Raw genomic sequence first — 14,082 nt, 5'->3', positions numbered from 1 at the left:
CCCTGCAAGCTTCGGCCATGCGCGTCGCGCGGCTATTGGAACAGCAAATCCGACGCCACGTAAAGCAACAAATGCGTCACGTCTGTCTGGTTCAGCGAAATCGTCGCTTGCAAGTCGCCGAAGTCGTGATTAAGTAGTCTGGCGCCAGACACGAGGTCTGGCGCCATCCACTCCGGGGGGAGATCGCATGAGCGAGTTCTTCATCGGTCAGATCATGCTGACCGGTTTCGCGTTTGCGCCAAAATATTTTGCGCAGTGCAACGGGCAATTGCTGCCGATCAATCAGAACCAGGCCCTGTTCAGTCTGCTCAGCACCCGCTTCGGCGGCGACGGCAAGACCACGTTCGGCTTGCCGGACATGCGCGGGCGCACGCCGATGGGCTATGGGCCATCGGCCGATCCGGCGTGGCAGCCGCCTGCGATGCCGATGGGCCAGGCCGCCGGCGCTGAGACGGTGACGCTGTTGACCGACCAGTTGCCGGCCCATGTCCATTTGATGGAATGCGCCAGCGCCGCAGGCAACAGCCGCAACCCGACCGGACGCCTATTCGCGAACAATGGCGCAACTACTGGAGCGGCGACATCGCTGTACGCTGCGCCTGGAAGCATGGTTCCGCTATCGCAAGCCACGGTAAGCACGCAGGGTGGCGGCCAGGCGCATCCGAACGTGCAGCCGTACACCACGCTCAATTTCTGCATCGCGCTGTCCGGCATCTTCCCTTCGCGCAGCTAGGCGCATCCGCATCCGGGCACGCCGCGCACAGTCGTGCGCGTGGCGCCTCAAACCAGGAAGCATCTCATGGGTACTCCCTTCATCGGCGAAATCCGCATGTTCGGCTTCGGCCGCACGCCCCAGGGCTGGCAGGCGTGCGACGGCTCGTTGTTGCAAATCTCCGAATACGAACCGTTGTACGTCCTGCTCGGCACTGCCTACGGTGGCAACGGCAGCAGCACCTTCGCGGTGCCGGATCTGCGCGGTCGGCTGCCGATCCACCAGGGCCAGGGGCCGGGCCTGAGCAACTACGTGCTCGCTCAGCAGGCCGGCACCGAGACGGTGACGTTGACAGACCTGCAAATGCCTGCACATACGCACGTCGCCCAGGCCACCACCGCAGCGGCGACGGCGACGGCGCCCTCAGGCCTGTTGCCAGGCGCGGTGACCGGCGACGTTTTCTATCTCACAAGTACCACTGGCGCAACTGCGCAAGCGATGTCCGGGCAAAGCACTTCGTTCGCCGGCGGCAACCAACCGCACGACAACGTCATGCCGACGCTGACGGTGCAGTACTGCATCGCCACCACCGGCATCTTCCCGCAACAGGCCTGACCTCTGCGCCGCGCCGACAAGGCTGCGGCACGCATCCGCTCATCGGAGGAATCCGCTCATGACCGAACCCTATATCGGCGAAATCCAGCTGTTCGGCTTCGACTACAACCCGTACGGCTGGGCGTTGTGCAACGGCGCCACCCTGCCGATCACGCAGAACACCGTGCTGTATTCCCTGCTCGGCGTGGCCTACGGCGGCAATGGCACCACCACGTTCCAACTGCCGAATTTCGTCACGCGCGCCGGTTGCCAGCAGGGCGCGGGGCCGGGCCTGACGCCGCACACGCTGGGCAGCAACTTCGGCTCGGCATCGGTCAGCCTGCAGAGCACGCAGATTCCCATGCACCAGCATGGCGTCAACTCATTTTCGTTGTCGGACCAAACAAAGAAGAGTGGCACGCCCGTCAGTGGCGCCGCGCTGTCTTCCCCCGGTAGCAGCAACGCGCGTCCATACAACGCGGTCGCGCCGAACACGCAGTTCTCCCCGACCATGTTGATGCCCACCGGCATCGGCCAGGCGCACGAGAACCGGCAGCCGTATCTGGCGGTGAACTTCTGCATCGCGTTGCAGGGCAACTACCCGGTCTTCAACTGAGGCAGGCGTGATGTCGATCGTCGCCTCGCCCGGCTTTCCGCAACGGGACGCCGGGTGGGCGGCGCCCGCTGCGCTGCAGGCACGCGGCATCGGCCTGCGGCCGGCGCGGTCGGCAGACCTGGACTGGCTGCGCGATCTGTACGCCAGCACGCGCCGCGCCGAACTGGCCGCGGTGCCGTGGCCGGAACAAACCAAGCGCGCCTTTCTCGACCAGCAGTTCGCCTTGCAGCATGCGCACTATCTGCAGCACTTTCCCGGCGCGGACTTCCTGATCGTGGAAGACGCGCACGCACGCCTTGGGCGGCTGTATCTGGACCGCAGCGCGGATCCGCACGTCCTGGTCGATATCAGCCTGCTGCCGGACTGTCGCGGCCAAGGCATCGGCGGCGCGCTGATCGCACAGGCACAGGCGCTCGCGCATGCGGATGGGCGCGCACTGACATTGCACGTGCTGCATGCCAATCCCGCAGCGCAGCGGCTTTACGCCCGGCTGGGCTTCGTCGCCGGCGAGGCCGGCCAGACCCATCTGGCCATGCGCTGGGATGGCCCCGGCGCACGACCGAACGCGCGCGTCAGTTGAACACCGCCTGATACAGGAAGCCGTCGCGTTCGCGCGCCACCGGCACCAGGAAGATCCCGATCTCGCCCAGACGCGGATGGCGCATCTGGTAGGTCTGCTGCGGAAACAGGAACGACGAGCCGTTGCGGAACAGCAGCGAGAACGGCGCACGCCGTGCCGCAGGCGGCGTCGGCAGCGGCCGCGCCTCGACCAGCACGAACGCGACCTCACCTTCGTTCAACTGCGCCGAGAACGTCTCGTTCACGCTTCCGGCGAAGTGTTCCAAGCTCAACAACTCCATCCTTGACTCCAGGTGTGGTTCGGCACGGTCGCCCTGCCGGCATCGTCGCGTGCCGTGACGAACCGCACAAGCGCTGTTCCGACATTTGTCCACAACCGGGCGTGCGGCGGCGGCGCACCGGGCGCGCCACCGGGCCGGACGCCGACGCGGCGGCATGACACGCTGTTGCATGAACAGGGCGAAGCGGGCGCGCACACCGGCCCGCGCGGTGCCACAATACTGCACGGGCCAGTTCGGTTAAGTTCAGCCGAACGGATCGATCCTATGTTGTATTTTCGTTAAAGGCCGCAATGGCGTCTTCCGAATCCAATCTGGTGCAGTTGTCGGGCGTACGCATCGAGCGCGGCGGCCGCGCGATCCTGCGCGACGTGTCGCTGAGCGTGCCGCGCGGCAGCATCACCGCCGTGCTCGGGCCCTCCGGCAGCGGCAAGTCCACGCTGCTGGCGGCCCTGACCGGCGAACTGGTGCCCGCCGCAGGCACACTGGAAGTGTTCGGCAAGCCGCTGCCGCGCGGCAGCCGCGCGCTGCGCGAGACCCGCAAGAGCATCGGCGTGCTGCTGCAGGGCAACGGCCTGCTCACCGACCTGAGCGTGGCCGAGAACGTGGCGCTGCCGTTGCGCGCCCACACTCGCCTGCCCGAGCCGGTGCTGCAGCGGCTGGTGGCGCTGAAGCTGCACGCGGTGGGCCTGCTGGCCGCCGCCGATGCCTGGCCGCGCGAGCTGTCCGGCGGCATGGCGCGGCGCGTGGCGCTGGCGCGGGCGCTGGCCTTGGATCCGCCGCTGATGATCTACGACGAACCGCTGACCGGCCTGGACCCGATCGCCTCCGGCGTGATCATGAGCCTGATCCAGCGCCTCAACCACACCCTGGGCCTGACCAGCATCATCGTCAGCCACCACGTCCACGAGACCCTGCCGATCTGCGACCAGGCCGTGGCCATCGCCAACGGCGGCGTGGTCTTCGCCGGCACCCCGCAGGACCTGCAGGCCAGCAGCGATCCGCTGCTGCAGCAGTTCCTGCACGGCCGCCCTGACGGCCCGATCCCGTTCGATGCGCCGCAGCGCGCGCGGAGCGCCGCCTGATGGCCATCGTTGCCCCGATCCGTTCCCTGGGCCGCGCCGGGCTGTTCTTCCTGACCGTGCTGCGCGGCTCGCTGCCGACCCGCGACCTGCTGGCCGAACTGATCCGCGAGATCTACAAGGTCGGCGCGCGCTCGCTGCCGATCATCGCCGTGGGCGGCGCCTTCGTCGGCCTGGTGCTGACCCTGCAGGGCTATCGCACGCTGCAGACCTACGGCGCCTCCGATGCGCTGTCGACCCTGCTCGGGCTGTCGCTGTACCGCGAGCTGGCGCCGGTGCTGACCGCGCTGCTGTTCATCGGCCGCGCCGGCAGCTCCATCGCCGCCGAGCTCGGGCTGATGCGCGCCACCGACCAGATCAAGGCGCTGGAACTGATGGCGATCGATCCGGTGGCCAAGGCCGTGGCGCCGCGCTTCTGGGCGGCGGTGCTGACCGTGCCGCTGCTGACCGGCATCTTCTGCTCGCTGGCGATCAGTGCCAGCTACTTCGAGGCCGTCGGCGCACTCGGCCTGGACCGCGGCACGTTCTGGTCGGCGCTGTCGAGCAGCGTGGATTTCTGGGACGACTTCGGCGTGGCGATGCTGAAGTCGGCGGTGTTCGGCGGCACGGCGGCGCTGGTGGCGGCCTATGTCGGCTTCCATGCCGAGCCGACCATCGAGGGCACCTCGGTGGCCACCACCCGCGCCGTGGTCAACGCCTCGCTGCTGGTGCTGATGTTCAATTTCGTCATGTCGGCGCTGCTGTTCCGATGAGCGGCGCCAACGCAGGGCCGGCCGGCGACGGCAGGCTCCGCGGCAACATCCCGGTCGCGGCACTGGCGCCGCGGCCACGCTGAATCAACAAGGTAGACACGTTATGGCTCTCCGTGGTCCCCGTCTCGAGTTCGCCGTCGGCGCCTTCCTGCTGCTGGGCCTGGCCTCGCTGCTGGTGCTGGCGCTGGCTTCCACCAACCGCCAGTGGGGCTTCGGCGGCCACCGCTACGACCTGGTCGCGCGCTTCTCGCAGATCGGCCAGCTGCGCGCGCAGGCACCGGTGAAGATCGGCGGCGTCATCATCGGTCAGGTCGCCAAGATCGACCTGGACCCGACCAAGTTCGACTCGGTGGTGACCCTGTCCATCGACGACAAGTACAAGGATCTGCCGGCCGACACCTCGGCGGCGATCCTGACCAGCGGCCTGCTCGGCGAGAGCTATGTCGGCCTGCAGCCCGGCGGCGACCCCGACACGCTCAAGCCCGGCCAGGAAATCGCCTTCACCCAGCCGGCGGTGGACCTGATCCAACTGGTCGGCAAGTACATGTTCGGCGGCGGCAGCGCCGGCGGCGACAAGAACGCAACACCCGCTGCCGCACCCTCTGCCGACCCCACCACGCCCGCAACGGAACCCAAGCCATGACGATCAAACTGCTTTCCGCCGCTCTCGCCGCCGCGCTGGCCGTGGCCGCGCCTTCCGCCGCCCTGGCCCAGGCCGCCGCGCCGGCCGCCTCCGCCACCCAGGCCGGTTCGGCCAGCAAGGTGGTGCTGGAGAACAGCACGCGCATCCTGACCACGCTGGAACAGCGCCGTAGCGAGTTCAAGAGCAACCCGACCGCGCTGCGCCAGTTCATCGACAGCGAGATGAACAAGTCCTTCGACCGCGACTACGCCGCCCGCCTGGTGCTGGGCGTGCACGGCCGCGGCGCCTCCGACGGCGACGTCAAGCTGTTCGGCGACGCGATGGCCGACAACCTGATGCAGCGCTACGGCACCTCGCTGCTGACCTTCGAAGGCAAGCCGCAGGTGCGGGTGAAGTCGGAAACCCCGCTGCCGGGCGGCCGCGGCGTCAAGGTCTCCACCGAGCTGCTGCGCAGCGGCGGCGACCCGGTGCCGGTGGACTACCTGCTGCGCAACACCGGCGCGGGCTGGAAGATCTTCGACGTGATGGTCGAGGGCGTGTCCTACGTGCAGACCTTCCGCAACCAGTTCGACACCCCGCTGCGCAACAAGTCGATCGCCGAGGTCGCGGCCGAGCTGCGCAACGGCACGCTGCAGGCGGCGCCGGCGGGCAACAGTGGCAAGTGATGCGCCGCAGCTGCGCCGCGACGGCGACACGCTCGCCCTGAGCGGCGTGCTCGACCGTGCCGCGGCCACCGCGTTGTGGCCGGCGGCGTTGCGCGCGCTGCCGGGCGCACGCGCGCTGGACCTGCGGGCGGTGTCGCGGGTGGACAGCGCCGGCCTGGCGCTGCTCGCCGAACTTGCCGCGCGCCTGCGCGCCCAGGGCCAGGCCGAGGTCGCCATCCATGGCGCCCCGGCCGGCCTGACCGACCTGAGCGCCGCCTACCGGCTGGCCTCGACCCTGGATTTCCACTCTCCCCCTGCGGCGAGCTGACACATGAACGTGCTGCGTATCCTCACTTCCCTCACCCTGGCCGCCGCCCTGGGCGCCTGCGCCAGCGCGCCCAAGCGCATGCCGCCCCCGCCTCCGCCGCCCGCGGCGCAGTCGGCCCCGGCCGCCAGCGACAGCGTCGCGCCCACCGATGCGAATGCCATGGCGGCCACCGCCGACGGCACGACCGGCATGGATGTCGGCGCCCCGGCAGCATCGAGCGCGCCGGCGGCGGCGCCCCCGGCGAACGCCACGGGCACCGCGTCGGCCAACGGCGCGCCGACCTCGGCCGAGGACGACTACGCCGCACTGTACGGCAGCGACCCGTACAACCCGGTCGCCGATCCGACCCTGCCGGCGGGCGTGCCCGCACCGCAGAGCTACGACCCGTGGGAGAAGTTCAACCGCAAGGTGCATGCCTTCAACAACGTGGTCGACCGTGGTGTGGCGCGGCCGTTGGCGCGGGCCTACGTCAACGTGGTGCCGCGGCCGGTGCGGCTGGGCGTGACCAACTTCTTCGACAACCTCAGTTCGCCGCTGACCATGGTCAACCAGTTACTGCAGGGTCGGCCGCTACAGGCGGGACAGACGCTGAGCCGGTTCCTGATCAACAGCACGCTGGGTATCGGCGGCATCTTCGACCCGGCCACCGACGCCAACTTGCCGCGCCGCAGCGAGGACTTCGGCCAGACCCTGGGCGTGTGGGGCTGGCGCCGCTCGCGCTACCTGGAACTGCCGTTGTTCGGCCCGCGCACGGTGCGCGATGCGTTCGGCCTGGTCGGCGACGCGCCGCTATCGCCGCTGCAGCAGATCGAGGAGGACCGGGTGCGCATCGGCCTGCAGGGCCTGCAGTTGGTCGACACGCGGGCGCAGTTGCTGTCGCTGGACAGCATGCGCGACCAGGCGCCGGACGAGTACCAGCTGACCCGTGATGCGTGGCTGCAGCGCCGCAACTATCAGATCGAGAGCGACATGCGCGGGCACAAGCGGCAGGACGACGATCTGCCGGCCTATCTGCGCGAGGAAGAGACCAATCCAACCGTGCCGGTGGATGCGATGCCGGTCCCTGAGTGGCGCGGCGGTCGCTAGTCCAGCGCACGACGCACCGACGAAAAGCCCGGCTTCGGCCGGGTTTTTTTGTGTCTGAGGCTTTTGCTGGTATCGCCTGTGGGCGCAGCGCGATGTGCGGGAATGAGCGCTCGGTTTGCAGTGGGTGATCAAGTGTCGCGGCGTACGTAGGCGAGCAGCCGATGTTGCTGTTGCTGTTGCTGTTGCTGTTGCTGTTGCTCCTGCTCTTGCTGTTGATTTACCGGGGTCCCCTCGGCGCGGCAGCCGCGGCGGGGAAAAACCCGAAGGGCGGCGCACAGGGACGTGCGCCGTTCGCGGCAGGGGCAGGATGCCCCTTCCGCGAATCCCCATCGTGGCTGCGAACCTGGAGCGCGAAGCGCGGAAGGCGCGCTGCGGGGTGTGCTTTCTTTTGGTTACTTTTCTTTGCACAAGCAAAGAAAAGTGACTCGCCGTCAGGCGAAAGCTCTGCTCTTGCACTTGCTGTTACGGCGGCTGGATTGTGGGGCGGCTACGCCGCGTAGGCATACCGATTACGTCGGTCGCGGCTGAAGCCGCTCCTACGGTTCGTCTTGTCTGACACTCATGCTTAAAGCAACAGCAAAGACTTTCGCCCTGACGGGCGAGTTACTTTTCTTTGCTCGCGCAAAGAAAAAGTAACCAAAAGAAAGCGCGCCCTGCCTTCGCGCCCTCCGCGCTGCGCGCTCCGGGTCCGCGTCCATCACGGGGATCCGCGGAAGGGGCATCCTGCCCCTGCCGCGGACGGCGCACATCCATGTGCGCCGCCCTTCGGGTGTTTCCCCGCGCTGGCCGCCGCTTCGGAAGGGAACCCGGTAGATCAAAAGCCAGAGCAACAGCCAAAACGAAGCAATAGCCAAGACAGCAACAGCAACAGCAACAGCAATAGCAAAGGCAACTGCAGCTGCAGCTGCAACTGCAACAACTGCAACAACTGCAACCAATTCGATGCTGCACGCCTTGCGTAGGAGCGGCTTCAGCCGCGACAAGCGACGCTGGAAAACAACCACGTCGGCAACCTCTCCGGCTCGGTCACCAACTAGCTAGACGCCACAACAGTACCTTCAACTCTGCCTGGCACCGCCTGATGGTCTCAAGCGCAGCGAACTGTTACCCCAGCGCCGCGTCGATCGCCGCGCGCAGGCGCGGGTCCTCGGCGGTGACGTCCGGAGCGAAGCGCGCGCGGACCTGGCCGTCGCGGCCGACCAGGAACTTCTCGAAGTTCCACAGCACGCCCGGCGCCGGATTCGGCTCGATGCCGTAGCCGGCCAGCTTCTCGCGCATCGGACCCTCGCCCTCGGTCTGCGGCTGCGCGGCGATCAGCGCGCGGTACAGCGGATGGGTGTCTTCGCCGGTGACCGCGATCTTGGAGAACATCGGGAAGGTCACGTCGTAGGTGAGCTGGCAGAACTGCTGGATCTCCGCCTCGCTGCCCGGCTCCTGGCCCTTGAAGTCGTTGGCCGGGAAGCCCAGCACTTCCAGCCCCGCAGCCTGCTTCTCGCGATACAGCGCTTCCAGGCCCGCGTACTGCGCGGTGAGGCCGCACTTGGAGGCGACGTTGACGATCAGCAGCACCTTGCCGGCGAACTCGGCCAGGGTGGCCGGCTGGCCATCGATGCGGATCAGCGGAATGGCGGTCAGCGACTCGGACATGGGGCACTACCTCGGTCGAAAAGGAGCGTCAGCATAGTCGTTGCGGCTACGGCACAGCGGACGCCGGGGATCCGTCACTCAGCGCCGCGACAGGCGACTGTCCGCTAACCGGATGTCCCACATTGGCGCACCACACACTCCATCCACGTTCACGTGACGACGTCTCTCAACCGCGTGCCCTCAGCGGGATTCGTCGCCTGCCGCCTCGTCCGCCTCGGCATCGTCCAGCGGCAACGACAGTTCCAGCAGCGACGCGGCCTGCGCATCGGCCAGGGTCTCGACGCCGCGCAGGCGGCGTTCGATGGTGCGGGTCTTGCGGCTGGCCTCGCCCAGGCTCTTGCCGACGGTGCTGATCTGCTTCTCGGCCTTTTCCAGGATGCCGGCGAACTTGCCGAACTCGCTCTTCACCGCCGCCAGCACGCCCCACACCTCGCTGGAGCGCTTCTCGATGGCGAGCGTGCGGAAGCCCATCTGCAGGCTGTTGAGCAGGGCGGTGATGGTGGTCGGTCCCGCGACGACGATGCGGTGCTCGCGCTGCAGCAGGTCGGCCAGGCCGGGGCGGCGCAGGGTCTCGGCGTACAGGCCCTCGGTGGGCAGGAACATCACCGCGAAGTCGGTGGTGTGCGGCGGGGCGATGTACTTGTCGCCGATCGACTTGGCCTGCACCCGGATCGCGCGCTCCAGTTGCGCGCCCGTCGCCTGCACCAGTTCCGGATCGCCCTGCTCCTGCGCGTCGAGCAGGCGCTCGTAGTCCTCGCGCGGGAACTTGGCGTCGATCGGCAGCCACACCGGTGTGTCCTCGTGGCCACGGCCGGGCAGGCGCACGGCGAAGTCGACCATCTCGTTGCGCTCCGGGCGCACCCGCACGCCGCGCGCGTACTGCTCCTGGGTCAGGGTCTGCTCGAGGATGTTCTCCAGCTGCACCTCGCCCCAGCCGCCGCGGTTCTTGACGTTGCTCAGCACGCGCTTGAGGTCGCCGACGCCGGTGGCCAGCTGCTGCATCTCGCCCAGGCCGCGCTGGACCTGCTCGAGCCGTTCGGAGACCAGCTTGAAGGAGGCGTCCAGGCGCGTGTTGAGGGTGGTCTGCAGCTTCTCGTCGACAGTGCCGCGCATCTGTTCGAGCTTGGCCGCGTTGTCGGCCTGCAGTTCCTTCAGCCGCTCCTCCAGGGTGGCACGCATCTCGCCCATCCGCTGCTCGTTGCGCTGGACCAGGTCGCCCAGGCGCTGGCCGAGCGTGTCGGCGAAGCGCTGCTGCGCGTCCGCGCCTTCCTGGCGGCCCTTGCGCGCGTCCTCGAGCAAGGCCTCGCGCAGCGCGCCCAGCTGCGCGTCGATGCGTGCGATCAACTCGGCCTGCTGCTGGCCGAACTGGGCCATGCGCGCGTCCTGCTGCTGGCCGAACGCATCGAGCTGGCCGCGGATCTCGACCAGGCGCTGGCTCAGCAGTTCGGCCATGCGCTGCTGCGCGGCGCCGGCCTCGACCCGGCCGCGCCGCGCGTCCTCGGTCAGGGCTTCGCGCAGCAGGTCCAGGCGTTGGTCGGTGCGGGTGGAAAGATCGGCCAGATGGCGGGCGAAACCTTCGCTGCGCGCGTCCTGCTGGCGGGCCAGGCTGTCGAGCTGCTCGCGCAGTTCGCCGCGGCCGCTGCGCTGCTCCTCGCGCAGGGCCGCCTCCAGCGCGGTGTGGTTGCCCCGCCGCAGCAACACGGCCAGCAACAGGGCGATGACGGCGCACAACAGGCCGGCGAGGATCAGGAAATGGGCATCGTTCTGCATGCGGCCAGTGTAGCTGGCCGCGTCTCAATCGCTGCGCCACGCGCCGGCACGCGGAGGAGAGCGGATATACCTTGGTATCGCCGCCATGGCCTCATGCAGGCTGGTACGGGCATGAGCCGCATGCCAAGCTTTGCGCCACCCGCTCCTGGCCCAGCCAGTGGGCGGTACCGCGGCATCCGACACCGCGCCAGACCGTCGCGCTCCGCGCGATCCGTTCCCCCTGACACCGGAGGCGAGCATGGACCCCGATCCGCATCGACGCGGCGTCAGCGCCGCATTCCCCCACCGCTCCCCTCGCCTGGTCGCTGCCCGGCGCTGAGCCGGAAGACGCCCGCTGCCCGCACGCTGCGACGTCCTTTCCGGCCACGCGCCGCAAGGAGGTCGTCATGTTCGTGTTCTCGCTGTTTTCTCGTCGTTTCCGCCTGCAGCGCTGCCTGCAGCGCGCGCTGCGCGCCGCGGTCGCCATGCGCCGCACCGAGGCGCTGCGCCATCTGCTCGCCGCCCATGGCGCCCGCGCCTTCGCGCTGGCGCTGTCCGCGCAGTCGCCGCGGGTGATGGCCGATGCGCTGTCGCTGCTGTCCGTCGCCGACCGCATCCGCGTCCGTGCGCGCTTGCCGCATGCGGCACAACGGCGCCTGCACGAGGCCGGGGCGAACGCTCCGGCCGCGCACTGGCTGCATGCCGCGCTGGCGTGGTGGCCCGGGGTGCGCTGAGTCGCATCTGTCCGCCACCACGGCACGAGTTGCCATCTCGCCGCGGCATCATCGGCACCCTGTCCCTGCCCACTCCCTTCCCCGGAGCAGCCATGCTCGCTCCCCTCGCCTACCGGAACGCGCCCTGATGGAAGCCCTGCGTCTGTTCAATCTCGGCTCGCTGCTCGACACTCTGGTGAGCCTCACCGCCGCTTTCGTGCTCGGCGCGATCATCGGCTTCGAGCGCCAGGTGCGTCAGCGCACCGCCGGGCTGCGCACCAACACCCTGGTCGCGGTCGGCGCGGCGATCTTCGTCTCGCTCGGCGACCGCCTGTTCGAGATCCACGGCGGCACCCAAGGCGCGGTGCAGGTGGTGGCTTACGTGGTCTCCGGTATCGGTTTCCTCGGCGCTGGCGCGATCATGAAGGAGGGCGCCAATGTCACCGGGCTCAACACCGCGGCCACGCTGTGGGGATCGGGCGCGGTCGGCGCCTGCGCCGGCGCCGGGCTGGTCGCCGAAGCGGTGCTGGCGGCCATGTTCGTGCTGCTCAGCAACACCCTGCTGCGGCCGATGGTGAACCGCATCAACCGGCATCCGCTGAAGGAATCCTCGCTGGAAGCCACCTACATGTTCTATGCGATCTGCGCGCGCGAGGTGCATGGCGAGGTGCGCGAGCGACTGATCGAACTGCTGGAGGAGGCGCACTACCCGGCGCGCGAGGTCGAGCAGCATCCGTTCGGGCAGCGGGACGTGGAGATCGCCGCGACGCTATACGCCACCGCGGTGCGCGCCGAGGAGCTGGATGAAGTTGTGCAGCGCCTGGAGGGCGAACCGGGTGTACAACAGGCGTTCTGGAACGCCGGCACCGAAGCCTGAGCCAGCCATGCCCAACCTCGCCACTCCGATGCCACGCCGCCGATGATCGCCTGGTTCAAGCCGCTGCCGCCGCACCGCCGCCTGCTCGGCCTGGTCGCGCTCGCCCTGGCGCTGGGCGCGATCTTCGTCGCCGACACGGTCACCGACTATGCGGTGGCGGCGGCGCTGTTCTATACGGTGGCGATCCTCGGCGCGGTGCGGCTGCTGGCACCGGCCGGGCTGGGCGTCCTTGCCGGCATCTGCGTGGTGCTGGTCGTGCTCAGCTTCCATCTCACCCACGCCGGCGCCTACCGGGTCGGCGTGATCAACTCGGCGATCAGCATCGTGGTGGTGGCGGTCACCGCCTCCATCGCGGTGCGCATGGAGCGCGCCAAGGCCGCCGCGCACGCGGCGCAAGCGCAGTTGCTGCGGCTGGCGCGGGTGCGCAGCCTGGGCAGCCTGACCGCCTCGATCGCGCACGAGGTCAACCAGCCGCTGGCGGCCATCGTCACCAGCGGCAACGCCTGCCAGCGCTGGCTCGACCAGCAGCCGCCGAACCTGGACAAGGCGCGCGCGGCGCTGGCGCGCATCCTCGCCGATGCCGAGCGCGCCGGCGAGGTGATCGCGCGGGTGCGCAGCCTGACCCGCGGCGAGGCGCCGCAGCAGCGCGCCTTCGATCTCAACGCCGCAGTAGCCGAGGTACTGGCGCTGTCGCAGGGCGAACTGGAGCGCAGCGCGGTCAGCGTGCACACCGAACTGTCGGCGCTGCTGCCGCCGGTATCGGCCGACCCGGTACAGATCCAACAGGTGATCGGCAACCTGCTGCTCAACGCGATCGAGGCGATGGCCGCCACGCCGCCGGCACAGCGCACGCTGCGCATCGTCACCGAACGCGAGGACGCACGTTCGGTGCGGCTGAGCGTGGCCGACAGCGGCGAAGGCCTGACGGCGCAAGCGCAGGCGCACCTGTTCGATGCGTTCTGGACCACCAAGCAGGGCGGCATCGGCATCGGCCTGAGCATCAGCCGCAGCATCGTCGAGGCCGGCGGCGGCCGCATCTGGGCCGAACCGGGGCGACCGTGCGGCGCGGTGTTCCACGTGTGCCTGCCCACCGCCAACGGAGTGCGGCCATGACCGCCGACGCGAGCGCACGCCCGGTGGTGTACCTGATCGACGACGACGCCTCGATCCGCGCCGCGCTGGAAGACCTGTTCGCCTCGGTGGACCTGCAGGTGCACGCCTTCGCCTCGACCCGCGACTTCCTGGCACATCCGCGCGTCGACGCGCCGAGCTGCCTGGTGCTGGACATCCGCATGCCCGGCCAGAGCGGCATGGACTTCCACCGCACCATGCACGAGGCCGGGCTGGCGCTGCCGACCATCTTCATCACCGGCCACGGCGACATCCCGATGAGCGTGGAGGCGATGAAGAACGGCGCGATCGAGTTCCTGACCAAGCCATTCCGCGACCAGGACCTGCTCGATGCGATCGGCCAGGGCATCGCCCGCGACCGCGCGCGCCGCGCGGCCGAAGCCGCGCAGGCCGAGCTGCAGGCACGCTGGGCCAGGCTCAGCGCCGGCGAACGCGAGGTGGTGGAACTGGTGGTGCAGGGCCTGTTGAACAAGCAGGTGGCGGCGCGACTGCAGCTCAGCGAGATCACGGTGAAGGTGCGCCGTGGCAATGCGATGCGCAAGCTGGAGGTCGGCTCGCTGGCGGAGCTGGTGCGGCTGGCGGAGCGGCTGGGTCGGTAGAACACGTCCTGACGCACAGGTATTCGGTAGGAGCGGCTTCAGCCGCGACAGG

The 14,082-nt window shown here is 68.9% G+C and carries 18 protein-coding genes; 15 read left to right on the top strand and 3 right to left on the bottom strand.

What is annotated here, in order from left to right; genetic code table 11:
• The first annotated feature begins 187 nt into the window (after positions 1–187).
• The 4 genes from AC1PLR_RS00610 (at position 188) to AC1PLR_RS00595 (ending at position 2,502) form a co-directional block, all read left to right on the top strand.
• Complete coding sequence (locus tag AC1PLR_RS00610; RefSeq protein WP_481102319.1) at positions 188–733, top strand: phage tail protein; 546 nt, start codon at positions 188–190, stop codon at positions 731–733.
• Positions 734–799: 66 nt separating this feature from the next.
• Positions 800–1,327, top strand: a complete 528-nt coding sequence (locus AC1PLR_RS00605) for a phage tail protein (protein ID WP_420008479.1) — start codon at positions 800–802, stop codon at positions 1,325–1,327.
• A gap of 58 nt (positions 1,328–1,385) precedes the next feature.
• Positions 1,386–1,922: a phage tail protein gene (locus AC1PLR_RS00600; RefSeq protein WP_148829783.1), complete on the top strand. Its 537-nt coding sequence runs from the start codon at positions 1,386–1,388 to the stop codon at positions 1,920–1,922.
• Positions 1,923–1,932: 10 nt separating this feature from the next.
• Positions 1,933–2,502 carry a GNAT family N-acetyltransferase gene (locus AC1PLR_RS00595; protein WP_010341086.1) on the top strand — a complete coding sequence of 190 codons (570 nt, stop codon included), beginning with the start codon at positions 1,933–1,935 and terminating at the stop codon, positions 2,500–2,502.
• On the opposite strand, the gene AC1PLR_RS00590 is transcribed toward AC1PLR_RS00595, so the two are convergent.
• Entirely contained in the window at positions 2,495–2,782 is a 288-nt protein-coding gene (locus AC1PLR_RS00590) for a DUF6916 family protein (RefSeq protein ID WP_010341087.1), read from the bottom strand. The two genes, AC1PLR_RS00595 and AC1PLR_RS00590, sit on opposite strands and share 8 nt — an antisense overlap.
• Positions 2,783–3,072: 290 nt before the next feature.
• Here AC1PLR_RS00590 and AC1PLR_RS00585 point away from each other — a divergent pair, with 290 nt between their 5' ends.
• The 7 genes from AC1PLR_RS00585 (at position 3,073) to AC1PLR_RS00555 (ending at position 7,814) form a co-directional block, all read left to right on the top strand.
• Positions 3,073–3,864 carry an ABC transporter ATP-binding protein gene (locus AC1PLR_RS00585; protein WP_481102318.1) on the top strand — a complete coding sequence of 264 codons (792 nt, stop codon included), beginning with the start codon at positions 3,073–3,075 and terminating at the stop codon, positions 3,862–3,864.
• The gene (locus AC1PLR_RS00580) at positions 3,864–4,613 is read left to right on the top strand and encodes an MlaE family lipid ABC transporter permease subunit (protein WP_010341089.1); all 750 of its coding nucleotides are present in this window, start codon (positions 3,864–3,866) and stop codon (positions 4,611–4,613) included. The genes AC1PLR_RS00585 and AC1PLR_RS00580 overlap by 1 nt, the downstream gene beginning before the upstream one ends.
• 103 nt (positions 4,614–4,716) lie before the next feature.
• Entirely contained in the window at positions 4,717–5,256 is a 540-nt protein-coding gene (gene mlaD / locus AC1PLR_RS00575) for an outer membrane lipid asymmetry maintenance protein MlaD (RefSeq protein WP_017909944.1), read from the top strand.
• Positions 5,253–5,921 (top strand): MlaC/ttg2D family ABC transporter substrate-binding protein, encoded by a 669-nt coding sequence (locus tag AC1PLR_RS00570; RefSeq protein WP_371180771.1) that lies wholly within the window; start codon positions 5,253–5,255, stop codon positions 5,919–5,921. The genes mlaD and AC1PLR_RS00570 overlap by 4 nt, the downstream gene beginning before the upstream one ends.
• Entirely contained in the window at positions 5,911–6,228 is a 318-nt protein-coding gene (locus AC1PLR_RS00565) for an STAS domain-containing protein (RefSeq protein ID WP_010341093.1), read from the top strand. The genes AC1PLR_RS00570 and AC1PLR_RS00565 overlap by 11 nt, the downstream gene beginning before the upstream one ends.
• Positions 6,229–6,231: 3 nt before the next feature.
• On the top strand, positions 6,232–7,314 hold the full coding sequence (locus tag AC1PLR_RS00560; protein WP_481102317.1) for an MlaA family lipoprotein: 1,083 nt from the start codon (positions 6,232–6,234) through the stop codon (positions 7,312–7,314).
• Between the two features lie 161 nt (positions 7,315–7,475).
• Complete coding sequence (locus AC1PLR_RS00555; protein WP_481102316.1) at positions 7,476–7,814, top strand: hypothetical protein; 339 nt, start codon at positions 7,476–7,478, stop codon at positions 7,812–7,814.
• A 604-nt stretch (positions 7,815–8,418) separates the two neighbouring features.
• Here AC1PLR_RS00555 and AC1PLR_RS00550 read toward each other — a convergent pair.
• Together AC1PLR_RS00550 and AC1PLR_RS00545 are read right to left on the bottom strand one after the other, a co-directional pair.
• On the bottom strand, positions 8,419–8,961 hold the full coding sequence (locus tag AC1PLR_RS00550; RefSeq protein WP_481102315.1) for a glutathione peroxidase: 543 nt from the start codon (positions 8,959–8,961) through the stop codon (positions 8,419–8,421).
• Positions 8,962–9,141: 180 nt separating this feature from the next.
• Complete coding sequence (locus AC1PLR_RS00545) at positions 9,142–10,731, bottom strand: DNA recombination protein RmuC (RefSeq protein WP_481102314.1); 1,590 nt, start codon at positions 10,729–10,731, stop codon at positions 9,142–9,144.
• 386 nt (positions 10,732–11,117) lie between these two features.
• Between AC1PLR_RS00545 and AC1PLR_RS00540 the strand changes: the two genes are divergently transcribed.
• The 4 genes from AC1PLR_RS00540 (at position 11,118) to AC1PLR_RS00525 (ending at position 14,030) form a co-directional block, all read left to right on the top strand.
• Positions 11,118–11,444 (top strand): hypothetical protein, encoded by a 327-nt coding sequence (locus AC1PLR_RS00540; RefSeq protein WP_481102313.1) that lies wholly within the window; start codon positions 11,118–11,120, stop codon positions 11,442–11,444.
• A gap of 127 nt (positions 11,445–11,571) precedes the next feature.
• Positions 11,572–12,300 carry an MgtC/SapB family protein gene (locus AC1PLR_RS00535; RefSeq protein ID WP_481102312.1) on the top strand — a complete coding sequence of 243 codons (729 nt, stop codon included), beginning with the start codon at positions 11,572–11,574 and terminating at the stop codon, positions 12,298–12,300.
• Between the two features lie 42 nt (positions 12,301–12,342).
• Positions 12,343–13,413 (top strand): sensor histidine kinase, encoded by a 1,071-nt coding sequence (locus AC1PLR_RS00530; RefSeq protein ID WP_481102311.1) that lies wholly within the window; start codon positions 12,343–12,345, stop codon positions 13,411–13,413.
• Entirely contained in the window at positions 13,410–14,030 is a 621-nt protein-coding gene (locus tag AC1PLR_RS00525) for a response regulator transcription factor (protein ID WP_481102310.1), read from the top strand. Before AC1PLR_RS00530 ends, AC1PLR_RS00525 begins: the two co-directional genes overlap by 4 nt.
• Positions 14,031–14,082 lie beyond the last annotated feature (52 nt).

It is taken from the genome of Xanthomonas sp. NCPPB 3570, from assembly GCF_056725115.1.
This window is presented reverse-complemented; position numbering and strand designations above follow the sequence as displayed.